This is a genomic window from Actinosynnema pretiosum (assembly GCF_024171695.1).
GTDB classification, from domain to species: domain Bacteria; phylum Actinomycetota; class Actinomycetes; order Mycobacteriales; family Pseudonocardiaceae; genus Actinosynnema; species Actinosynnema pretiosum.
The window spans coordinates 223,768-249,361 of sequence record NZ_JAMTCF010000010.1; the positions used below are offsets into that span (position 1 = coordinate 223,768).

At 76.4% G+C, this 25,594-nt stretch carries 1 protein-coding gene; it reads right to left on the reverse strand.

All coding sequences use genetic code 11. The features are described 5' to 3' along the window. Positions 1 to 7 precede the first annotated feature (7 nt). Positions 8 to 25,018, reverse strand: a complete 25,011-nt coding sequence (locus LV78_RS21875; RefSeq protein WP_301307007.1) for a non-ribosomal peptide synthase/polyketide synthase — start codon at positions 25,016 to 25,018, stop codon at positions 8 to 10. Positions 25,019 to 25,594 lie beyond the last annotated feature (576 nt).

Genomic DNA, 25,594 nt, shown 5'->3' on the forward strand with positions numbered 1-25,594 from the left:
GTGGGCACTAGTCAGCGGTTCCGGGACCAGCGGCAGCGGAGTCGGTGGCAACGGGACCAGCCGCGCCCCGGTCGGCGGCGCCCCGCTCGGTGACGCCCCGCTCGGTGACACGCGGCTCGGCGACGCCCCTGGCGGCGCCGTCCCCGATCGCCCGCCCCTCGGCCACGGCGCCGAGCGCCGCCGCCACGACGGGCCCGATCTGCGCCAGCGACCCCGGCTGGGTCATGTGGTCGTGCCGGGTGCTGATGTCGTGCGAGTGGACGTCCCCGGTGACGTAGGGCCGCCAGTGGTCCGGGGTCGCGGTGTCGCCGCCCCGGTCGACGGTGGAGTTGAACAGCAGCAGGTCGCCGTCGAAGAGCCCCGGCCGGTGCTCCAGCGCGAGCCGCCCGTTGTTGATCATGATCTCGACCACGGCCGCCACCTGCCGCTCGTCCAGCCCCGCGAGCGCGCTCCCCCGCTCCCGCAGCACCCGCACCACGTCGTCCCGGCTCATCGGCCCCTCGTCGACCTCGTCGGGCGCGCAGTCCAGGATGCCGACGAGCACGTCCCGCTCGGACGGGACCGGCGAGCGCTCGAAGAACTCCACGTCGACCACCGGGTACGCGTCGAGGATCGCCAGCAGCTCCGTGCGCTCCCCCGCCTCCTGGAGCTCGCAGGCCACCGCGTGCGCGATCAGCCCGCCCGCCGACCACCCGAGCAGCCGGTACGGCCCGGTCGGCTGGATCTTGCGGATCTGGTCGGCGTAGTCGCGCGCCATCTCCCCGTACGACGAGGGCAGCGGCTCCACCCGCCCCAGCCCGCGCGCCTGGAGCGCGTACACCGGCTGGTCGGACGGCAGGTGGCTGAGCAGCCCGCTGTAGCACCAGCTGATCCCGCCGCCGGGGTGCACGCAGAACAGCGGGGCCCCGCTCCCGGCCGCGCGCAGCGGCAGCAGCACGTCCAGCGCGTTGTCCGGGTCGCCCACGTCCAGGTGCGCGGCCAGCGCGGCGGGCGTCGGCGACTCGAACAGCGTGCGCAGGCCCAGCGGCACCCCGAGCACGTCGCGCACCATCGCCACCAGCCGCGCGGCCAGCAGCGAGTGCCCGCCCAGCTCGAAGAACCCCTCGTCCACGAACACCCGGTCGCGCCCCAGCACCCCGGCGAACAGCTCGCACAGCAGCTGCTCGTGCGGGGTCCTCGGCATCCGCCCCTCACCTCGCGCGGGCAGCTCCGGCGCGGGCAGCGCGGCCCGGTCGAGCTTGCCGTTCGGGGTCAGCGGCAGCGCGTCGAGCACCACGAACGCCGACGGCACCGCGTACTCGGGCACCTGCCCGCGCAACGGCTCCGCCAGCGCGCCGGGATCGACCGGCACGCCGGGCGCGGGCACCAGGTACGCGACCAGGCAGGGCTGCCCCGGCCGGTCCTCGCGCACCACGACGCTCGCGCGGGCCACCTCGGGCAGCCGCTCCAGCGCGGTCTCCACCTCGCCCAGCTCGATGCGGAACCCGCGCAGCTTCACCTGCCCGTCCGCGCGCCCGACGAACTCCAGCTCACCGCCCGGCAGCCGCCGCACCAGGTCCCCGGTGCGGTACATCCGGGAACCGGGCGCGCCGAACGGGTCGGCCACGAACCGCTCGGCGGTGCGACCGGGTGCGCCCACGTACCCCCTGGCCAGTCCGGCGCCCGCGACGTGCAGCTCGCCCACCACGCCCGGCGGCACCAGCCGCAGCCCCCGGTCGAGCACCCGCAGGCACGTGCCGCGCGTCGGCCCGCCGATCGGCACCGGCCGCGCCGGGTCCGGCGCGGTGCTCACCCGGTGGTGGGTGGAGTACACCGTGGTCTCGGTCGGCCCGTAGGCGTTGACCACGGTCACGCCGGGGCAGGCCCGCAGCACCTCGGTCACCGCGCCGGGCGCCACCGCCTCACCGGCGGTGATCAGCCCGCGCACGCCCGCGAACGTCTCGGGCCGCTCGTCCACGAGCAGGCTGAGCAGCGAGTACGGCAGCACCAGCGCGGTGACCCGCTGCCGGGTGATCACCTCGTGCAGGACGGCCGGGTCGAACTCGCCGGGCGGGGTGACCACGACGCACCCGCCGGACAGCAGCGGCACCCACAGCTCGTAGGTGGACAGGTCGAACGCGACGGGCGCGTGCAGCAGCACCCGCTCGTGCGCCCCGCCCCGCCACACCGGGTCGAGCGCCAGCTCCACCACGTCCCGGTGGGTGATGCCGACGCCCTTGGGCGTGCCGGTCGAACCGGAGGTGTACATGACGTACGCGAGCTGCTCCGGGTGCTCAGCCCCCACCGGGACGCCCGGCGCGGTGGTCTCCAGCTCGGCCAGCACCTCCGGGGTGAGCACGGTCGTCGCGCCGCTGCCGCGCAGGATCAGCTCCACGCGGGCGGCCGGGTAGCGCGGGTCGAGCGGCACGTACGCCCCACCGGCCTTGAGCACCGCCAGCAGCGCCACGACCAGCTCGGGCGAGCGCTCCAGCAGCACCGCCACCCGCGTCTCGCGGCCGACGCCCCGCCCGGCCAGCGCGGCGGCGAGCCGGTCGGCGCGGGCGTCCAGCTCGGCGTAGGTCAGCTCGGCGTCGCCGTGGACGACGGCGACCGCGTCCGGGGTGCGCCGGGCCTGCTCGGCGAACAGGTCGGTGAGCAGCCCGGCGGGCGGTTCGGCGGGCGCGCCGCCGAGCTCCAGGAGCCGGTCCCGCTCGGCCTCGCCCAGCAGGTCGGCGCGCTGGAACGGCGCGTCCGGGTCGGCGGTGACGGCGTCGAGCAGCCGCGCGAAGCGGTCGAACAGCGCCGCGACGGTGCCCCGGTCGAACAGGTCGGTGGCGTACTCGACCGCCCCGACCAGCCCGTCCGGCTCGCCGTCCGGGCGGAACCGCTCGGCGAGGCTGACGGTCAGGTCGGCGCGGGCGGTGCCGGTGGGCGCGGACTCGTAGCCGATCTCCAGCCCCGGCAGGGCGAAGTCGCCCGCAGGCGCGTTCTGCAGGCCGAGGACCACCTGGAACAGCGGGTGGTGCGCGAGCGAGCGGGCCGGGTTGACCGCCTCCACCAGGTACTCGAACGGCACGTCCTGGTTGGCGTACGCGGCGAGCGCGCTCTCCTTGACCCGCCCGAGGAGCCGGGTGAAGCTCGGGTTGCCGGAGGTGTCCGTGCGCAGCACGAGCGTGTTGACGAAGAACCCGACCAGGTCGTCCAGCGCCTCGTCGGTGCGCCCGGCGATCGGGCTGCCGATCGCGACGTCCTCACCGGCGCCGAGCTTGGTGAGCAGCGCGGCGAGCCCGGCCTGGAGCACCATGAACACGCTCGCGCCCTGCCCGGCGGCCACCTCGCGCACCGCGCGGTGCAACCGGGCGGGCAGCTCGACCGGCAGCACGTCGCCCCGGTGCGAGGCGACGGCGGGCCGAGGCCGGTCGGTGGGCAGGTCCACGCACTCGGGCAGGCCGGCGAGCGCGCCGGTCCAGTAGGCGAGCTGCTCGGCGAACCGGCTGTCCGGCGCGGTGGGCTCACCGAGCAGGTCGCGCTGCCACAGCGCGTAGTCCGCGTACTGCACCGGCAGCGGGACCCAGGTCGGGGCCTCGCCGCGGCAGCGGGCGGCGTAGGCCGTGGCGAGGTCGCGGGACAGCGGCCCCATGGACCACCCGTCCGCCGCGATGTGGTGCACGACGATCAGCAGCACGTGCTCGGTCGGCCGAGACCCGCCGGTCCCGGACTCCCCGGTCCCGGACTCGCGCGACGTAGTTCGGTCAGGCCCGTCCTCGCCCGGTCCGCACTCGTCCGGTCCGCACTCGAACAGCTCGGCCCGGATCGGCGGCTGCTCGGCCAGGTCGAACCCGCGCCGGGCCAAGTCGAGCAGCGACCCCGAGCCGACCGGGTGCACGGGCAGCGGCGGTGTCCAGGGTTCGAGCACGTGCTGGTGCGGCACCCCGCCCTCGGCGCGGAAGACCGTGCGCAGGCTCTCGTGCCTGGCCACCACGTCCCCCAGCGCGGCCCGCAGCGCCTCCCGGTCCAGCTCTCCGGTCAACCGCAGCGCCAGCGGCATGTTGTAGGTCGCGGAGGGCCCGTCGACCTGGTGCAGGAACCACAACCGCCGCTGCGCGAACGACAGCGGCACCCGCTCGGGCCGCTCGACCGGGCCGAGCGCGGGCCGGGCCAGCCCGGCGGCGTCGAGCCGGGCCGCGAGCCCCTCGGGCGTGGGCGTCTCGAACAGCGCCCGCACGTCCAGCTCCACGGCCAGCACCGCCCGCACCCGCGACACCAGCCGGGTGGCGAGCAGCGAGTGACCGCCCAGGTCGAAGAAGTCGTCGTCCACCCCCACCCGAGCCAGCCCCAGCACCTCGGCGAACAGCCCGCACAGCAGCTCCTCGCGCGGGGTGCGCGGGGAGCTGCCGGGCCGGGCGCCCGCGTCGGGCGCGGGGAGGGCGGCCCGGTCGAGCTTGCCGACCGGGGTGAGCGGCAGCGCGTCGAGCACCACGAACGCCGACGGCACCAGGTGCTCCGGCAACCGCTCGGCGAGGTGCGCGCGCACGTCGGCGACGAGCGCACCGGTCCCGCGCCCGGCCGGACTGGTGGTCAACTCGCCCAACGGCCGCGCGGAACCGGCCCGGTACGGCTCCACGAGCGCGGCCGGTTCGGCGAAGACGACGTCCACGGCGTCGACGGCACCGGCCGACCAGGTGACCCACGCCCGCAGTCCGTGCGCGGCGGCGACGGCGTGCAGGTCCTCGGGGTCGACGGCGCCCGCGCCGCCTGCGGCGGAGTCGCCGGTGGGGGTGACGGCGCTCGGCGCGAACCCGTCCCGGTCGAACCAGCCCGGCGTGGTGCGATCCGACACGGCCCCGGCGGACGTACCCGCCACACCCGCCGTTCCTGCCGTACCCGCTAGTCCCGCAGCACCCACCAGTCCTGCCCCGTCCGCAAGTCCTGCCGCGTCCGCTGCGCCCACCGCATTCGCTACGTCCACCGCGTTCGCCGCACCAGCCGCGTCCACCGCCCCCGGCCCGAACACCGCCTCCACCAGCGCGACCTCGGCCGTCACACGCGCGTTCGGCACCCCCGTCACCCGCACCGGTCCCCGCGTGCCGAGCAGCGCGTGCAGCCCGTCGAGCCCCCGCACGCCCGCCCAGCCGACCTCGACCGCCGGGGCCGGGTCGGCGCGCAGCGGGCCGCGTCGCAGGGACACGTCGTAGCGGTGGCGGGTCAGCTCGTTGTGGTGCCGACCGCGCTTCACCTCCACCACGACCGCCCCGACGCTTGGGCCGTCCAGCGCGGTGAAGAAGTCCGGGTCGACCAGCAGCTCCTCCTCGGCGAGCACCGCGCGCTCGACCGCGCGCCGCGTCCCGGCCGGATCACCGCCCCCGGCCCGGTGCGCGGCGGCGGCGAGGGCGCGCTGCGTGCGGGGGTTGCGCACGTCGCCCACGAACAGCGAGCCTCCGGGCGCGAGCAGCCCGAGCAGGCCGCGCAGCACGTCGGCGAGGTAGTCCGCGCCGGGGAAGTACTGCACCACCGAGTTGAGCACGACGGTGTCGAACAGCCCCTGCGGCAACCCGCCGGTGTCGTGCGCGGGCTGGGCCCGCAGCACCACCCGCTCGGCCAGCGCCGGGTCGAGCGCGACCCTGGCCGACAGCGCCTCCACGGCCGCCGCCGAGAGGTCGGTGGCCCAGTAGGTCTCGCAGTGCGGCGCGAGCTCGGACAGCAGCAGCCCGGTGCCGACGCCGACCTCCAGCACCCGCCGGGGCCGCAGGTCGCGGATGCGGGCGACGGTCTCGTCGCGCCACTCCCGCATCTGCTCCTCGGGGATGGGCGTGCCGTCGTAGGCGCTGTTCCAGCCGGTGAAGTCCACGTCGGACCCCCGGTAGTCGAGCGCGTCGTAGATCTCCCGCCACTGCCCGACGTGGTCGCGCTCGGCGGCGGTGTCGCGCTCGCCGTCCGCGCGCGGCACGAGGTAGGCGACGAGCCGGGTGTCGTCGGCCTGGTCCTGCCGCGCCACGACGGCGCAGGCGGCCAGCGCGGGGTGCCCGGCGAGCGCGGCCCGCACCTCGCCCGGTTCGACCCGGAAGCCGCGCACCTTCACCTGCTCGTCCGCGCGGCCGACGAACTCCAGCCCGTCCGCGCGCCACCGCACCAGGTCACCCGTGCGGTACATCCGCGAACCGGGCGGCCCGAACGGGTCGGCCACGAACCGCGACGCGGTCAGCCCTGGCCGGTTCAGGTACCCGCGCGCCACGCCCGCGCCTGCCACGTGCAGCTCACCCACCACACCCGGTGGCACCAGCCGCAGCGCGGAGTCCAGCACGTGGACCCGCGCGTGCGGCACGGCGCGCCCGATCGTCGGCGCGCCGGGCGCGGGGCTCAGCGGCTCGCTCATCGTCGCGCAGACGGTGGTCTCGGTCGGCCCGTAGGCGTTGATCATCCGCCGCCCCGGCGCCCAGCGGGCCACCAGCTCCGCCGAGCACGCCTCGCCCGCGACGACCAGCGTGGTCGCGCTGATCTCCGGCACTGCCGCGAGCACCGAGGGCGGCACGGTCGCGTGCGTGGCCCCCGAGGTGGCGAGCGCGCCGACCGGGTCGGTGGTGAGCACGGCGGTGGCCCCGGTGAGCAGCGCGGTGAACAGCTCCGACACGGAGGCGTCGAAGCTCGGCGAGGCGAACTGGAGGACCCGGTCCCCCGCCCCGATCGCGAACCGCTCGACCTGCGCGTCGACCAGCCGCAGCACGCTCGCGTGGTCGACCACCACGCCCTTGGGCCGTCCGGTCGACCCGGAGGTGTGGATGACGTACGCGGCGTTCCGCGCGCCAGGACCGACCTCGGGCGCGGAGCCCCTGGCGCCGGTGATCGGGTCGGTCCGGTCCACGACGAGCGCGGGCCGCGCGTCGGCGATCATGGCCGCCTTGCGGGCCGCCGGGTAGGCCGGGTCCACCGGCAGGTACGCCGCACCGGCCTTGAGCACGCCCACGATCGCCACCACGAGCTCCAGCGAGCGCGGCAGCTCCAGCGCGACCAGGTCCTCCACCCCGACGCCGAGCGCGACGAGGTCACCGGCGAACCGGTCGGCCCACGCGTCCAGCGCCGCGTAGCTGAGCGCGGTCCCGTCCAGCTCGACGGCGACCGCGTCCGGGTGGGCGCGGACCACGTCGCCGAACACCCCGGTGAGGGTGCGGCGGTCGTCCACCACGATCCGGGGACCGTCCAGCAGGGCGCGGCGCTCGTCGGCCGACAGCAGGTCGACCCGCCGGGCCGGCTGGTCGGGGTCGGCCGACACCGCGTCCAGCAGCCGCGTCCACCGCTCCATCAAGGTCTCGACGGTGGCCCGGTCGTACAGGTCGGTGGCGTGCTCGACGTACCCGACGATCCCTGCGGGCGCGCCGTCCGCGTCGAACCGCTCGACCAGGCTGAACCCGAGGTCGAACTTGGCGGTGCCGGTGGGCGCGGGCACGGGCGCGACGTGCAGGCCGGGCAGGTCGAACTCGCCCATCGGGATGTTCTGCACCGCGAGCATGACCTGGAACAGCGGGTGGTGGGCGAGCGAGCGGGCCGGGTTGAGCGCTTCGACCAGGTGCTCGAACGGCACGTCCTGGTTGGCGTACGCGGACAGCGCGTTCTCCCGCACCCGCGCGACCAGCTCGGTGAAGCTCGGATCGCCGGAGGTGTCGGTGCGCAGCACGAGGGTGTTGACGAAGAACCCGACCAGGTCGTCCAGCGCCTCGTCGGTGCGCCCGGCGATCGGGCTGCCGATCGCGACGTCCTCGCCCGCGCCGAGCCCGCTGAACAGGGCGGCCAGCGAGGCGTGGGCGAGCATGAACAGGCTGGCCCCGGTGCGGCGGCCGAGGTCGACCAGCCGCGCGTGCAGCCCGGCGTCGAACTCCAGCGGGACCTGCGCGCCCCGGTAGCCCGCGACGGCGGGGTGCGGCCGGTCGGTGGGCAGCGCGATCCGCTCGGGCAGCCCCGCCAGGTTCTCGGCCCAGTGGGCGAGCTGCGCGCTGAACGCGCTGTCCGGGTCGTCGCTGGAGCCGAGGAGTTCGCGCTGCCACAGGGTGTAGTCCGCGTACTGCGCCGGGAGCGGTGCCCACTCCGGGGCCCGGCCGAGGCAGCGGGCCGCGTACGCGGTGGCCAGGTCGCGGGCGAGCGGGCCGGTCGACCAGCCGTCACCGGCGATGTGGTGCACCACGAGCAGCAGCACGTGCTCGTCGGGCGCGAGCACGAACAGCCCGGCCCGCAGCGGCAGGCCCCCGGCCAGGTCGAACGGCTCCCGCGCCGCCCGCGCCAGCTCGTCGGCCGGCTCACCGTCCACGCGGGTCACGTCGAGCGCGACGCGCGCCTCGGGCAGCACCCGCTGCACCGGCACGCCGTCGACCTCGGGGAAGACCGTGCGCAGGCTCTCGTGCCTGGCCACCACGTCCCCCAGCGCGGCGCGCAGCGCGTCCCGGTCCAGCGAGCCGGTGAGCCGCAGCGCCACGGGGATGTTGTAGGTGGCCGACGGCCCCTCCACCCGGTCGAGGAACCACAGCCGCCGCTGCGCGAAGGACAGCGGCACCGGGTCGGGCCGCTCGCGCGCGGTCAGCGCGGGCCTCGGCCGCCCGGAGGTGTCGAGCGCGGCGGCGAGCCCCGCCGGGGTGGGCGCGGTGAACAGCGCGCGCAGCGGGACCTCCGCGCCGAGGGCGGTGCGGACGCGGGCGACGAGCCGGGTGGCGAGCAGCGAGTGGCCGCCCAGGTCGAAGAAGTCGTCGGCCACGCCCACCTCGGGCAGCCCGAGCACCTCGGCGAACAGGCCGGTGAGCACCTGCTCGCGCGGGGTGCGCGGGGCCCGCCCGGTCACGCGGGCGACCGGGTCGGGCAGCGCGTCCCGGTCGAGCTTGCCGTTGGGGGACAGCGGGAAGTCGTCGACGGTGACGATCGCGGACGGGACCAGGTGCTCGGGCAGCAGGACCCGCAGGAACCGGTCCAGCTCGGCCACGTCCAGCCGCTCCCCGGCGGGGATCGCGCAGGCGATCAGCCGGTCCCGCCGGACGGTCACCGCCGCGCGCGCCACCGAGGGGTGCGCGGCGAGCGCGGACTCGACCTCGCCGGGTTCGACCCGGAACCCGCGCACCTTCACCTGCTCGTCCGCGCGGCCGACGAACTCCAGCCCGTCCGCGCGCCACCGCACCAGGTCACCCGTGCGGTACATCCGCGAGCCGGGCGGACCGAACGGATCGGCCACGAACCGCTCCGAGGTCAGCCCCGGCCTGCCCAGGTACCCGCGCGCCAGGCCTGGGCCGGACACGTGCAGCTCCCCCACGACCCCGTCCGGCACCAGCCGCAGCGCGGCGTCGAGCACGTGCACGCGGGTGTTGGTGATCGGCAGCCCGATCGTCGGGACCTCGGCGGACGGGGTGAGCGGACCGCTGGTGGTCGCGCAGACGGTGGTCTCGGTCGGCCCGTAGGCGTTGATCATCCGCCTGCCCGGCGCCCAGCGGGCCACCAGTTCCGGCGAGCAGGCCTCGCCCGCGACGACCAGGGTGCCCGCGCGGACCTCGCCGGTCACCGAGGCCAGCGCCGAGGGCGGCAGGGTCGCGTGGGTGACGTCCGGGCGGGTCAGCGCGGACAGCGGGTCGTCGACCGGGGCGAGCACGAGGGCGGCCCCGGTGAGCAGGGTCGCGCACAGGTCCCAGAACGCGGCGTCGAAGCTCGGGGAGGCGAGCTGGAGCACCCGGCTGGCCGGGTCGAGCGCGAGCCGCTCCACCTGGGTGGCGACGAGGCTGGGCACCCCGCCGTGGGTGACCACCACGCCCTTGGGGCGGCCGGTGGAGCCGGAGGTGTAGATGACGTACGCCGGGTTCTCCGGTCGGACGGGCGCCTCGGGATCGGTGTCGGGCAGCCCGTCCAGGCCGGTCACCTGCTCCGGGGAGTCCACGACCAGCGCGGGCCGCGCGTCGGCGAGCATCAGCTCGGCGCGGGCCGCCGGGTAGGCGGGGTCGACCGGCAGGTACGCCGCGCCCGCCTTGAGCACGCCGAGCACCGCCACGACCAGCTCGACCGAGCGCGGCAGCCGCAGCGCCACCACGTCCTCGGGGCCGACGCCGCGCGCGATGAGGGCGTGCGCGAACCGGTTGGCCCGCGCGTCCAGCTCCGCGTAGGTCAGCTCGGCGTCCGGACCGACGACGGCGGTCGCGCCGGGCGCGCGGTCGACGACGGCCCGGAACAGGGCGGCGACGTGCTCGCCCGCCACCGGCCTCGCGGTGTTGTTGCGGTCGGCCAGCGCCCGGTGCTCCCCGCCGCCGAGCAGGTCGACGGCGCGCAGCGGCAGCCGGGGGTCGGCGGCGACGGCGGTGAGCAGCCGGGTCCAGCGGGTGACCAGCAGTTCGACGGTGGCCCGGTCGAACAGGTCGGTGCTGTACTCGACCGCGCCCACCAGGCCGTCCGGGGAGCCGTCCTCGGCGCGCCGCTCGGCGAGGCCGATGGTGAGGTCGAGCCGGGAGGTGCCGGTGGGCACCGGCAGGCCGGTGACCTCCAGCCCCGGCAGGGCGAAGTCGCCGGTCGGGGCGTTCTGGAGGGCGAGCAGGACCTGGAACAGCGGGTGGTGCGACAGGGACCTGGCCGGGTTGAGCACCTCGACCAGGTGCTCGAACGGCACGTCCTGGTTCGCGTACGCCTCCAGCGCGTTCTCCCGCACCCGCGCGAGCAGCTCGGTGAAGCTCGGATCACCGGAGGTGTCCGTGCGCAGGACCAGCGTGTTCACGAAGAACCCGACCAGGTCGTCCAGCGCCTCGTCGGTGCGCCCGGCGATCGGGCTGCCGATGACCACGTCCTCGCCCGCGCCGAGCTTGGTGAGCAGCGCGGCGAGCCCGGCCTGGAGCACCATGAACAGCGTCGCGCCGGACTCGCGGGCCAGCCCGGCGAGCCGGGCGTGCAGCGCGGCGTCCAGCTCGACGGGGAGGTGGTCGCCCCGGTGGCTGGCGCTGGCCGGGCGCGGCCGGTCGGCGGGCGGGGTGGTCAGCTCGGGCAGCCCGGCGAGCCTGGTCCGCCAGTGCTCGACCTGGCGGGCGAACTCGCCGCCCTCCTCGGTCTCGTCGCCGAGCAGCTCCCGCTGCCACAGCGCGTAGTCCGCGTACTGCACCGGCAGCGGCGCCCACGCCGGGGCCTCGCCCCGGTCTCGGGCGGTGTAGGCGGTGGCCAGGTCGCGGGCGAGCGGGCCCAGTGACCAGCCGTCCGCCGCGATGTGGTGCAGCACGACCAGCAGCACGTGCTCGTGCGGCCCGGTGGCGAACAGCGCGGCCCGGATCGGCTGCTCCACCGCCAGCGCGAACTCGCGCACCGCGCAGGCCCGCAGCAGCGGCGGCAGGTCGGCCCCCGCGGCGTTCACCACGGCCCACGGCACCCGGACCCCGTCCAGCACGGCCTGCGCGGGCACGCCGTCCCGGTCGGGGAAGACCGTGCGCAGGCTCTCGTGCCTGGCGGCCACGTCGTCCAGCGCGGACCGCAGCGCCTCCCGGTCCAGCTCGCCGGTCAGCCGCAGCGCCAGCGGCAGGTGGTAGGCCCCCGAGGCGCCGTCGACCTGCTCCAGGAACCACAGCCTGCGCTGCGCGGGCGAGAGCGGCACGGGTGTCGGGCGCGGGCGCGCGGTCAGCGGGGCGCGGGCGGGCGCGCCGGACAGCCGGGTGGCGAGCCCGGCCGCCGTGGGGGCCTCGAACAGGGCGCGCAGGCCCGGTTCCGCGCCGAGGGTGGCGCGCACCCGCGACAGCAGGCGGGTGGCGAGCAGCGAGTGCCCGCCGAGTGCGAAGAAGTCCTCGTCCACGCCCACCTGGGCCAGGCCGAGGACCTCGGCGAACAGCTCGCAGAGGATCTCCTCGCGCGGGGTGCGCGGGCGGCGCGCGGCCTCCGGCTCGTCGCCGCCGGGCGCGGGCAGGGCGGCCCGGTCGAGCTTCCCGTTGGGGGTCAGGGGGAGCGCGTCGAGCAGCACCAGCGAGGACGGCACGAGGTGGTCGGGCAGCCGGTCGGCCAGGTGCGCGCGCAGGGCGCGGGCGGTCGGCGCGGCGTGGGGCGCGGGCACGGCGTACCCGACCAGCCGCGCGCCGCCGGGCGCGTCGGTGCGGGCGAGCACGACCGCCCTGGCCACCTCGGGGTGGGCGGCGAGCACCGCTTCGACCTCGCCCGGTTCGACCCGGAAGCCGCGCACCTTCACCTGGTCGTCCGCGCGACCGCCGAACTCCAGCTCGCCGTCGGCGCGCCACCGGGCCACGTCGCCCGTGCGGTACATGCGCGATCCGGGCTCGCCGAACGGGTCGGCCACGAACCGCGCCGAGGTCAGCCCCGGCCGGTTCAGGTAGCCGCGCGCGAGCCCCGCGCCCGCCAGGTACAGCTCACCCGGCACACCGGGCGGGACGGGCCGCAGCGCGGCGTCGAGCACGTACACCGCCGTGTTCGCCACCGGCCGCCCGATCGGCACCGGCAGCGGGCAGTCGTCCGGGTCGGCGGGCAGCGGGAACGCGGTCACCACGTGCGTCTCGGCGGGCCCGTAGTGGTTGTGCAGCGCCCGTCCCGGCACGCGCCGCTGGAACTCGCGCAGCGCGCCGCCCAGCCGCATCGCCTCGCCTGCCTGGGCGAGCAGGCGCAGCGCGGGCAGGTCCCGGCCGCGCTCGTTCGCCGCCTCCGCAACGGCCTCCAGCACCAGGTCCGGCGCGTACAGCTCCGCCACGCGGTGCCGGTCGAGCCAGTCGACCAGCAGCTCGGCGCTGCGCCGCTGCTCCTCGTCCGGGACCACCAGGGTCTTGCCGAACAGCAGCGTGGACAGGATCTCCTGCGCGGACACGTCGAAGCTGGTGGAGGTGAACTGGGCGACCCGCGCGCCGACCTCGCCGCCGAGGGCGCGGTGGTGCCAGCGCAGCAGGTTCACCAGCGCGCCGGAGGGCATCACGACGGCCTTGGGCGTGCCGGTGGAGCCGGAGGTGTAGATGACGTACGCCGGGTGCCTCGGGTCGTGCCCGACGCCCAGCGGTGTGGCGCTCGCGTGCCGGTGGGCGGCGTGCTGCTGGGTTTCCTGCCGGTCGGGTTCCTGCCAGTGGGCGCGGACGTCGGCCGGGTCGTCCAGCACGAGCACGGGCCTGGCGTCGGCGAGCATGAACTCCACCCGCGCCGCCGGGTAGTCCGGGTCGACCGGCAGGTAGGCCGCGCCGGTCTTGAGCACGGCGAGGAGCGCGACGAGGTGCTCGGCGCCCCTGGGCAGCCGCAGCGCCACGACCCGCTCGGGCCCGGCTCCGCGCCTGGTCAGGACGTGGGCGAGGGCGTCGGACCGCGCGTCCAGCTCGGCGTAGGTCAGCTCGGTGTCGCCGAAGACGACCGCGGTGGTGTCCGGGGTGCGGCGGACCTGCTCGGCGAACAGCGCGGGCAGGCTCGCGACCGGCTCGGGGTGGGCGGTGCGGTTGCGCTCGACCAGCAGCAGGTGGCGCTCGGCGGCGGTGAGCACGTCGAACCGGCCGAGCCTGCGGGCCGGGTCGGCGAGCGCGGTCTCCAGCAGCCGCACCCAGCGGGTGACCAGCGCCTCGACCGTGGCCGCGTCGAACAGGTCGGCGGCGTACTCGACCCAGCCGTGCACTCCCCCGCCTGCCTCGCGCTCCAGCAGCGTGACGGACAGGTCGAACATGGCGGTGGCCGGGTGCACCGGCACGACCTCGGTGGCCAGACCGGGCAGTTCGAGGTCGGAGCGGGGCACGTTCTGCAGCGCGAGCATCACCTGGAACAGCGGCTGGTGCGACAGTGACCTGGCCGGGTTGACCGCCTCCACGACCCGGTCGAACGGCAGGTCCTGGTGCGCGTACGCGGTCAGCGCGGTCTCCCGCACCCGGCCCAGCAGCTCGGTGAAGCTCGGGTCGCCCGAGGTGTCCGCGCGCAGCACGAGGGTGTTGACGAAGAACCCGACCAGGTCGTCCAGTGCCTCGTCGGTGCGGCCCGCGATGAGCGTGCCGACGGGGATGTCGTCGCCCGCGCCCAGCCTGCTGAGCAGGGCGGCGAGGCCGGTCTGGAGCACCATGAACAGGCTCGCGCCGTGCTCGCGGCCCAGCCCGACCAGTCCCCGGTGCAGCTCGGGTCCCAGCTCGACGGGCAGTCGTCCGCCCCGGTAGGAGGCGGCGGCCGGGCGCGGCCGGTCGGTGGGCAGGGTCAGCCGCTCGGGCAGCCCGGCCAGCGCGCGGGTCCAGTGCGCGGTCTGGCGGGCGGCGGTGCTGCGCTCGTCGGCGGGGTCGCCGAGCAGGTCCTCCTGCCAGCGCGCGTAGTCCGCGTACCGCACGGGCAGCGGCGCGAAGTCCGGCGCGTGGCCGCGCAGGCGGGCGGTGTAGGCGGTGGCCAGGTCGCGGGCGAGCGGGCCCAGGGACCAGCCGTCGCCCGCGATGTGGTGCACGGCCAGCAGGAGCACGTGCTCGTCGGGGGCGAGCGCGAACAGCTCGGCGCGCAGCGGGGGTCGCGCGCCGAGGTCGAAGCCGCGCGCCGCCGAGGCGGTCAGCAGCTCGGGCAGGTCGGCGCCCGCCGCGCGCACCGGCAGGTCGGGGCGGAACGGGTCGAGCACGACCTGGTGCGGGGTGTCGCCGTGCGCCGGGTAGACCGTGCGCAGCACCTCGTGCCGGGTGACCAGGTCGCCGAGGGCGGCTTCGAGCGCGGCGCGGTCCAGCCCGCCGGTGAGCCGCCAGGCCAGCGGGATGGTGTAGGCGCCGGAGGGGCCTTCGAGCTGGTGCAGGAACCACAGCCTGCGCTGCGCGGACGACAGCGGCGCGGGGCCGGACCCGCTCGCGCGGGTCACGGCGGGGCGGGCCCGGTCGGCGAGGTCGAGCGCGGCGGCGAGCCCGGCGACGGTCGGGGCACCGAACAGGGCGCGCAGGTCGAGCTCGACGCCGAGGGCGGAGCGCACCCGCGACACCAGGCGGGTGGCGAGCAGCGAGTGGCCGCCGAGGGCGAAGAAGTCGTCGTCCGCGCCGACCTCGGCCACGCCCAGCACCTCGGTGAACAGCTCGCACAGCACCCGTTCCCGCGCGGTGCCCGCCGGACGTCCGCGCCGGGCCGGTGCGGTCTCGGGGGCGGGCAGGGCCTTGCGGTCGAGCTTGCCGTTGCCGGTCAGCGGGATCGCGTCGAGCGCGACGAACGCCGAGGGCAGCATGTGCCGGGGCAGCCGCTCGGCCAGGTGCGCGCGCAGGCGCTCGGGGTCGAGCGCGGTCCCGGCGGCGGGCACGGCGTAGGCGACGAGCCGGGTGTCGTCGACGCCCTCGCGGCGGGCGGTGACGGCGGCCTGCGCGACGTCCGGGTGCCCGGTGAGGGCGGCCTCGATCTCGCCCAGCTCGATGCGGTAGCCGCGCACCTTCACCTGGTCGTCGGCGCGGCCCGCGTGCTCGAGGCCGCCGTCCGCGCGCCACCGGGCGAGGTCGCCGGTGCGGTACATGCGGGACCCCGGCTCGCCGAACGGGTCGGCGACGAACCGGGACGCGGTCAGGCCGGGCCGGTTCAGGTAGCCGCGCGCGAGCCCCGCGCCCGGCACGTACAGCTCCCCCACCACCCCCGGCGGCGCGGGCGAGAGCGCGTCGTCGAGCACGTACGCGCCCAGGTCCGGGATCGGGACGCCGACGGGGCTGCCGGGGGCGGCGGCCCGCGCGCGGTCGAGCGGCAGGTGGGTGACGTGGACCGTGGTCTCGGTGATCCCGTACATGTTGACGAGCGCGGGCGCGTCGTCGGCGTGCCGGGAGTACCAGTCGGCCAGGCGCGCGGGCTCCAGCGCCTCGCCGCCGAACACCACGTACCGCAGCGCGGTCAGGTCCGCCGGGCGCTCCCGGTCGGCCCGGTCGAGCTGGTGGAACGCGGACGGGGTCTGGTTGAGCACGGTGACCCGCTCGCGCGCCAGCAGCTCCAGGAAGTGCTCGGGCGAGCGGCTGGTCCCGTGCGGGACGACCACGAGCCTGCCGCCGTGCAGCAGCGCCCCCCACAGCTCCCACACCGAGAAGTCGAAGGCGTAGGAGTGGAACAGGGTCCACACGTCCCGCTCGCCGAACGCGAACAGGTGGTCGGTGGCCTCGAACAGCCGCACCACGTTGGCGTGCGGCACCACGACGCCCTTGGGCACGCCGGTCGAGCCGGACGTGTAGATCACGTACGCCGCGCAGGCCGGGTCCACCCGCACCGGGGGCGCGGTGGTGGGCGCGGCGGCCAGCAGCTCGGCGGTGCGCTCGGCGGCGAGGTCGAGCCCGCCCTCCCCCACCAGCAGCGCGGGGGCGGCGTCGGCGAGGGTGGCGGCGACGCGCGCGGCCGGGTGGTCCGGGTCGATCGGGAGGTACGCGGCCCCGGTCTTGAGCACGGCGAGCACCGCGACCACCAGGTCCAGCGAGCGCGGCAGCAGCAGCGCGACCAGCCGCTCCGGCCCCGCCCCGCGCGCGGCCAGCAGGTGCGCCAGCCGGTTCGCGCGCTCCTCCAGCTCGCGGTAGGTCAGCGCGGCCCCGTCCGAGGTGACGGCGACGGCGTCGGGCGCCAGCGCGGCCCGCGCGGCGAACAGCTCGTGCAGCGCGGCCCTGGGCGCGGCCACCGGCTCGGGGCGGCGCGGCAGCTCCCGCCGCTCGGTCCCGGTGAGCAGGTCGACCCGCCCGATCGGCCGGGCCGGGTCGGCGGTCACGGCGGTGAGCAGCCGGGCCCAGCGGGCGACGAGCGCCTCGACGGTGGACCGGTCGTACAGGTCGCTGGCGTACTCCACGAACCCGCCGAGCCCGGCGGGCGCGCCGTCCGCGTCGTGCCGCTCGGTCACCGAGAAGATCAGGTCGAGCTTGGACGTGGTGGTGGTGATCGACAGCGGGGACGCGGTCAGCCCGTCCGGGGCGAACTCGGCGCGCGGCGCGTTCTGGAGCACGAGCATGACCTGGAACAGCGGGTGGTGCGCGAGCGAGCGCGGCGGGTTGAGCACCTCGACCAGGTGCTCGAACGGCACGTCCTGGTGCGCGTACGCGGCCAGCGCGCGCTCCCGGACCCGGCCGAGCAGCTCGGTGAAGCTCGGGTCGCCGGAGGTGTCGGCGCGCAGCACGAGGGTGTTGACGAAGTAGCCGACGAGGTGGTCGAGCGCCTGGTCGGTGCGGCCCGCGATGAGCGTGCCGACCGGGATGTCGTGGCCCGCGCCGAGCCGGGTGAGCAGGGCGGCGAGCCCGGCCTGGAGCACCATGAACAGGCTCGCGCCGTCCCGGCCCGCCAGCTCGCGCAGGGCGCGGTGCAGGTCGGCGGGCAGGTCCAGCTCCACGAAGCCGCCCCGGTGCGAGGCGATCGGCGGCCTCGGCCGGTCGGTGGGGAGCTGGAGCACCTCGGGCAGCCCGGCGAGCGCGCCGGTCCAGTGCGCGGTCTGGCGGGCGGAGGAGCTGCGCTCGTCGGACGGGTCGCCGAGCAGCCGGTGCTGCCACAGCGCGTAGTCCGCGTACTGCACGGGCAGCGGCGCGAAGTCCGGGGCGTGGCCGCGCAGGCGGGCGGTGTAGGCGGTGGCCAGGTCGCGGGCGAGCGGGCCCAGGGACCAGCCGTCACCGGCGATGTGGTGCACCACCAGCAGCAGCACGTGCTCGCGCGGCGCGAGGGCGAACACCTGGGCGCGCAGCGGCAGCTCGGTCTCCAGGTCGAAGCCCCTGGTCGCGGCGGCGGTGGCGGTGGCGGACAGGTCGCGCTCGGCGACCTGGACGACCGGCACGCGCGGGCGCTGCGGCGCGTCGAGCACGAGCTGGTGGGTGGCGCCGCCGGTGTCGGGGAACAGGGTGCGCAGGCTCTCGTGCCTGGTGAGCACGTCGGCGAGCGCGGCTTCGAGCGCGGGCAGGTCGAGCTCGCCGGTGAGCCGCCAGGCCAGCGGGATGTTGTAGTTCGCGCTCGCGCCCTCCAGCTGGTGCAGGAACCACAGCCTGCGCTGGGAGGACGACAGCGGCACGCGCTCGCCGCGCTCCTGCGGGGTCAGCGCGAGCCTGGCCCGGCCCGCGTCGTCCAGCACGGCCGCGAGCCCGGCCGGGGTGGGGCTCTCGAACAGGGTGCGCAGCTCCAGCTCGACGCCGAGGGTGGCGCGCACCCGCGAGACCAGCCGGGTGGCGAGCAGCGAGTGGCCGCCCAGGTCGAAGAACCCGTCGTCCACGCCGACGCCCGCCACGCCGAGGACCTCGCCGAACAGCTCGCACAGCAGCTGCTCCTGCGGGGTGCGGGCGGCGCGCCCGCCGACGAGGGCGGTCTCGGGCTCGGGCAGGGCCTTGCGGTCGAGCTTGCCGTTGCCGGTCAGCGGGATCCCGGTCAGCGGCACGAACGCGGCGGGGACCATGTGCGCGGGCAGCAGCCCGGCGAGGTGGGCGCGCAGGGCGTCGGGGCGCGGGTGGGCGCCGGGGGTGGGGACGGTGTAGGCGACGAGGCGGGTGTCGTCGGCGCGGTCCTGCCTGGCGACGACGACGGCCTGCGCGACCTCGGGGTGACCGGTGAGGGCGGCCTCGATCTCGCCCAGCTCGATGCGGAAGCCGCGCACCTTGACCTGGTGGTCGGCGCGGCCCAGGAACTCCAGCGCGCCGTGGCGGTTCCACCGGGCGAGGTCGCCGGTGCGGTACGTGCGCTCGCCCGGCTCGCCGAACGGGTCGGCGACGAACCGGGACGCGGTCAGGCCGGGCCGGTTCAGGTAGCCGCGCGCGAGCCCGGCGCCGGAGATGTGCAGCTCGCCGGTGACGCCGGTCGGGACGGGCTTGAGGCGGGCGTCGAGGACGTGGGCGCGCAGGTCGGGGATGGCGGCGCCGATGTCGCTGGGCGCGCCGGGGACGGCTCGGGAGCGGTCGAGCGCGGTGTGCGTGACGTGGACCGTGGTCTCGGTGATGCCGTACATGTTGACCAGCACCGGGGCGTCGTCGGCGTGCCGGGAGTACCAGCCCGCCAGGCGGGGAAGGTCGAGCGCCTCGCCGCCGAACACCACGTGCCGCAGCGCGGTCAGGTCGGCCGGGTGCTCCCGGTCGGCCTGGTCGAGCTGGTGGAACGCGGACGGGGTCTGGTTGAGCACGGTGACCCGCTCGCGGTCGAGCAGCTCCAGGAAGCGCCGGGGTGAGCGGCTGGTCTCGTGCGGGACGACCACGAGCCTGCCGCCGTGCAGCAGCGGGCCCCACAGCTCCCAGACGGAGAAGTCGAACGCGTAGGAGTGGAACAGGGTCCACACGTCGGTGTCGGCGAAGCCGAACCAGTGGTCGGTGGCGTCGAACAGCCGGACCACGTTGGCGTGCGGGACGACGACGCCCTTGGGGTTGCCGGTGGAGCCGGACGTGTAGATCACGTACGCCGCGCAGTCCGGGTGGACCGCGACGTCGGGCCGGGTGGCGTCGAGCGCGTCCCAGTCGACGGCGGTGAGGTCGAGCGCGTGCTCCCCGGCGCCGGGGCCCGAGGTGACCAGCAGGGCGGGTCGGGCGTCGTCGAGCAGGAACGCCACGCGGGCGGCCGGGTAGCCGGGGTCGACCGGCAGGTACGCCGCACCGGACTTGAGCACGGCGAGCACCGCGACGACCAGGTCCAGCGAGCGCGGCAGCGACAGCGCGACCAGCCGCTCCGGCCCCGCCCCGCGCTCGATCAGCAGGTGCGCCAACCGGTTCGCGCGGGCGTCCAGCTCCGCGTAGGTCAGGCTCCGCCCGTCGCAGGTGACCGCGATCGCGTCCGGGGCGCGGTCGACGCGCGCCTCGACCAGCGCGTGCAGCGCGCCGCGCGGCCGGTGGACGGCCTGCGGGGCCGTGGTGCGGGCGCGTTCGGCGGCGGTGCGCACGTCGAACGCGCTCAGCCGCCTGCCCGGCTCGGCGACGACCTGGTGGAGCAGGTCGGTCCAGCGGCGCACGAGCAGTTCGGCGGTGTCCCGGTCGAACAGGTCGGCGCTGTGCTCGGCGCTGCCGGTGATGCCCGAGGGGGCGCCGTCGGCGGTGGTGGTCTCGGTGAGGACCAGGCTGAAGTCGCACTTCGCGGTGCCGGTGTGCACCAGCTCGGCGGACCCGGTCAGCCCCGGCAGGTCGACCGCGCCCAGCGGGTCGTGCTGGAGGGCGAGCAGGGTCTGGTAGAGCGGGTTGTGCGCGAGGGAGCGGGTCGGGTTGAGCACCTCGACCAGCCGCTCGAACGGCACGTCCTGGTGCTCGTAGGCGGCCAGCGCGGTCTCCCGCACCCGGTCGAGCAGCTCGGTGAAGGTCGGGTCGCCGGAGGTGTCGACGCGCAGCACGAGGGTGTTGACGAAGAACCCGACGAGGTCGTCGGCGGCGGTGTCGGAGCGACCGGCGACCGGCGTGCCGATGGGGATGTCCCGGCCCGCGCCGAGCTTGTCCAGCAGGGCGGCGAGCGCGGCCTGGAGCACCAGGAACAGGCTCGCGCCCCGGTCGAGCGCCAGCGCGCGCAGCCCTCGGTGCAGGTCGGCGGGCAGCGCGACCGGGACGACGCCGCCGAGGTGGCTGCTCGTGGTGGGGCGGGGCCGGTCGGCGGGGAGGTCGAGCACCTCGGGCAGCCCGGCGAGCGCGCGCCGCCAGAACGCGAGCCCGCGCGCGGCCCGGCTGTCCGGGTCGGCTTCGTCGCCGGACACCTCGGCCGACCAGAGCGCGTGGTCGGCGTACTGCACCGGCAGCGGCGCCCAGTCGGGTTCGGCTTTGCGCAGGCGGGCGGTGTAGGCGGTGGCGACGTCGCGGGAGAGCACTCCGGCGGACCAGCCGTCGGAGGCGATGTGGTGCGCCACGAGCAGCAGCACGTGCTCCCCTGGGCCCGTCGCGAACAGCTCGGCGTGCAGCGGGATGTCGGCGGCGAGGTCGAACTCGTGCCGGGCGGAGGCGGCGAGGAGGTCGGGCAGCGCGCCGGTGGTGGTGTCGGTGACCGGCAGCGGCAGCGGGGACGGGGACGGGGACGGGGGCAGCACGTGCTGCACCGGCTCGCCGTCGACCAGCGGGAAGACCGTGCGCAGGCTCTCGTGCCTGGCGACGACGTCACCGAGGGCGGCTTCGAGCGCGGCCCGGTCGAGCGCGCCGGTCAACCGCAGCGCCAGGGGGATGTTGTAGGTGGCGCCCGCGCCCTCCACCTGGTGCAGGAACCACAACCTGCGCTGCGCGGGCGAGAGCGGCACCCGCTCCGGCCGTGGCCGGGGCCGCAGCGGGACGCGGGCGGGCGCGGCGGCGTCGACGCGCGCGGCGAGCGCCTCGGGCGTCGGGGCGTCGAACAGGTCGGCGAGCCCGAGCTCGACGCCGAGCGAGGCGCGCACGGCGGCGACCAACCGCACCGCGAGCAACGAGTGGCCCCCGAGCGCGAAGAAGTCCCCGTCGGCCGCGACCGGGGGAACCCCCAGCACCTCCCCGAAGAGCCCGCACACCACCCGCTCCCGCTCGGTGCGCGGCGCGCGCCCCTCGCTGACCTTGGCGTCGACGTCGGGCAGCGCCCGCCGATCGAGCTTGCCGCCGGCGGTGAGCGGGAGGGCGTCGAGCACGACGAAGACGGAGGGAACCATGTGCTCGGGGAGACGCTCGCGCAGGTGAGCGCGCAGGGCGGTGGGGTCGGGGGTGGTGGGGTCGGACGCAGGGGCGGTGAGGGCGGGCGCGGCGATGCCGGACAGGGCAGTGGCGTCGAGCCCGGCGGTATCGGGGGCAGTGGCGACGGCCCCGATGACGTCGGGCGTGGTGATGGCGGGCGTGGTAGCGGCGGCCCCGGTGACGGTGACGTCGGGCGTGGTGGCGACGGGCACAGCGGTGTCGCGCATGGCGGAACCGAGCGCGGCAGCTCCGGATGCGGTGCGGTCGGGCGCAGTGCGGCCGGGCGCGGTGGCATCGAAGTCGGGGGTATCAGCCGCAGTGGCAGCGAGCGCAGTGGCGCCGGGCGCGGTAGTGCCAGCCGCAGTGGCCTCGGGCGCGGCGGTGCCGAGCGCAGTGGCCTCAGGCGCGGCGGCATCGAACGCGGCGGTGCCAGCCGCAGTGGTGTCGAGCGCGGCGGTGCCGAGCCCGGTGATGCCAGCCGCAGTGGTGCCGAGCCCGGTAGTGCCGGGCGCAGTGGTGTCGAGCGCGGTGTTCGCGCGCACCAGGTAGGCGGCGAGGTGGTTGGTCCCGCCCCGTTGCCGCACGACCACGGCGGCCCGCGCGACGTCGGGGTGTTCGACCAGCCGCGCCTCGATCTCGCCCGGCTCGACCCGGAAGCCGCGCACCTTGACCTGGTCGTCGGCGCGGCCGAGGTGCTCCAGGTCGCCGGTTCCCGTGCGCCGCACGAGGTCGCCGGTTCGGTACATGCGGTCGCCGGGCGCGCCGAACGGGTCGGCGATGAAGCGCTCTGCGGTGAGACCCGGCTGTCCGAAGTAGCCGCGTCCCACCCCCGCGCCCGCGAGGTAGAGCTCTCCCGGCACACCGGGTGGCGAGGGCTGGAGGGCGCTGTCCAGGACCAGCGCCCGCACCTGCCCGATCGGCCGACCGATGACCGGGCGGGCCGAGTCCGCCAGATCGGCGGTGGTGGCGTCGACGGCGCACTCGGTGGGGCCGTAGTGGTTGATCGCGCGGACGCCGTCGACCTGGCGCAGCTTGCGCCACAGCTCCTCGGGCACCGGCTCGCCACCGGCCACCACCAGCGAGGGGCGTCGTGCGGGGTCGTCCAGGAGGCCCTTCGCGACCAGGACTCGCAGGTAGGACGGCGCGGACTCGACGAAGTCGAGCCGGTGGGCAGCGACGTGGGCGACGCAGGCTGCGGGGTCGGTCCAGGTCTTGTGGTCGACCACGTGCAGTTCGTGCCCGGCGAACAGGCACGCGAGCTGGTCCCAGGTGGCGTCGAAGGACGTCGACGTGCTCCAGGCGACCCGCAGCGGGCGCGCGGACCCGGTGGCCGGGGCGAACAGGGTTGCCCGGTGGTGGACGAGGAGGTTCGCGAGGGCGCCGTGGGTGATCACGACGCCCTTGGGGCGGCCGGTGGAACCCGAGGTGTGCAGCGCGTAGGCGGCGTTACGGGGGTCGGCGGTGAGCGGGTCGGGGGCGGTGGTGTCGCTGTGGCGGCGGGCGGCGGGGATGGTGAAGGCCTGCTGCCTCAGGGCGACGGCGCCGCTTTCGGCGCTGGTGGGGATCTTCGGCGCTGCGGCCTTGTCCTGGGCCTTGTCCTGGGACTGGGACTGGGACTTGTCCTGGAGCTGGGCCTTGTCCTGGAGGTGGGGCTTGTCCTGGAGCTGCTTGCCGGGGCCCGGTCGGGCGGCGGTCTCGTCCTCGGCCAGGAGGTCGCCGATGAGCAGGGTGTCCGCAGGCAGCACGTCGGCGAGTTCGCGCGCGGTGTCGGCGTCGGTGAGCACCAGTGCGGGGCGGATGTCGTCGAGCAGGTCGGCGATCCGGGCCGGTGGTTGGGCCGGGTCCAGCGGGGCGCAGGCCGCGCCGCGCTTGAGCACCGCGAGCACCGCGGTGGCGAGGTCGGCCGACCTGGGCATGGCCAACGCGACGAAGTGCTCTGCCCCTGCGCCGCGAGTGCGCAGCACGTGTGCGAGCCGTTCGGCGCGGGCGTCGAGCTCCGCGTAGGTGAGGGTGGTGTCGCCGTGCACGACGGCGACCGCGTCCGGGGTCGCCGCGACCTGTTCGGCGAACAGGTGGGCGGGGGTTGTCGGGGCAGCCGGTGCGGTGGGTGCGGCGGATGCCCTGGCAGCGGGTGCCGTGGCGGCGGGCGCGGCGGGCGCTGGCACGACGAGCCCGGTGGGGGTCACCGTCGCGGGGCCTGCTTGGGGTGGCACCACGGGTGCGGCGGGCGGCGTCGTCGCGGGTGTCGGTGTGCGCGGGACTGCCGATGACGGGGGCTCGTGCGGGTCGGCGGTCAGGCTGACCCGGCCGATCGGGGTGTTCGGGTTGATCTGCGCGAGGTCGGCGACCAGTGCGGCCAGGCGGGCGCGGTGGGCTTCCGCCCGGTGCTCAACGGGGGCGTCTGCGGGCGCGTGCACCTCCACCCAGGGCTTTCCGCCGTCGTCCCAGGCCAGCAGGCTCAGGGTGGGGCCGAGGCTGGTGGACAGGCCGTGCGCGGTGACCGGGTGGCCCGCGAAGCCCGCCGCCGGGCGGAAGGGCATGATGTTGACGACCGAGTGGAACAGGGCGGCCACGCCCAGGTCGCGGTGCAGGTCCTCGTAGCGGTAGCGCTGGTGGGGCAGTGCGGCGGTCATCTCCCGCCTGGTGGCGGTGACCAGCTCGCCCCAGCTCGTGCCCGGTCGCAGCGACAGGCGCAGCGGCACCACGTTGGCCGCCACCGCCACCGAGTCCGCGAGCAGGGCGTCGCCCCTGGGGCGGCCGGACACCACGAGGCCGAGGACGACGTCGCGCTCCCCGGTGAGGCGGTGCGCGTACAGCGCGGCGGCGGCGACGAGCGCGCGGGTCCAGGTGACGCCGGACCGGCGGGCCGCGTCCGCCAGACCGCCCACGTCGCCGAGGTCTGCCGAGCGGACCACGGCCCTGGGGTCGCCCGTGGGCGCGGCCAGGTCCGGCGGGGTCGCCAGGTGGCCGGTCCAGTGCGCGCGGTCCTCGGCGAAGCGGCCCGTGGAGCGGTAGGCGAGATCGTGCGCGACGACCTCGCGCAGCGGGGTGACGACCGGCTCGTGCGGCCTGCCCTCGGCGAGCGCGGCGCAGGCCTCTCCGACGCGCCTGCTGAGCAGCCGGTAGCCGAAGCCGTCCGTGACGAGGTGGTGGTAGCCCTGGTACCAGGCGAAGTGGCCTTCGGAGAGCGTGATCAGGGCGAACGCGAACAGCCGGTCGTGGGCGGGGTCGATCGGGCGGTGCAGGTGGCGGCGGGACCAGTCGAGCGCCGCCGCGCGCGGGTCGGGTTCGGCGGACAGGTCCAGGGTGATCAGCTCCCAGTCCCGGTCACCGCGCTCGACCTGCACCGGACCGTCCGCGCCCTCGATGACGCGGACGTGCAGCACGTCCGCCGCGTCCACGACCAGTCGCAGCGCCCGCTCGAACAGGACCGGGTCGACGGCGCCGTGGATCTCCAGGCACTCCCCGATCCGGTAGGACGGGATCGGGCCGCCCGCGCGCTGCTCGGCGAGCCAGATCTCGCGCTGTGCCGTGGTGAGGGGGACGACGGCGCCGTCGGGGCGGGACATGGCGGAACCTTCCGGGTGTTCTCGGGGAGCTGGTGGGAAGTGGGTGGGAAAACGCGGGGGAAAGCGGGGAAACGCGGGAAACGTGGGGGAAAGCGGGTGGGACCGCCGCATGACCTGCCGGGCTCGCGTGGCGCGCGGGTTCCGGACCTGCGTGGTGGGCGGGTTCCGGGTCCGCCTGAGGCGCGGGTTCCGGCCCCGTGAGACGCGGGTTCTGCAGCGGGTGCGGTCGCCCTCGGGGCCGACGCCGGGTTCACGGGAGGGCGCGCGGGAGCTGGTGCGCACCGGCCTGTGAGGACGGGTCGGACGGGAGGGGCGGCAGCGGTGATCGGGTCCGGCGGCGGGGTGGGACCAACCGTGGAGCGGGAGCAGCGGCGGATCGGGGGCAGCGGGGCGGGATCTGGGGCAGCAGCGGATCTGGGCGCGGTCAGGACCGGCGGTCGATCAGCAGCAGCGGGCAGTCGGGGGCAGCGGGCAGTCGGGGGCAGCGGGCAGTCGGGGGCAGCGGGCAGTCGGGGGCAGCGGGCAGTCGGGGGCAGCGGGGAGTCGGGGGCAGCGGGCAGTCGGGGGCAGCGGGCA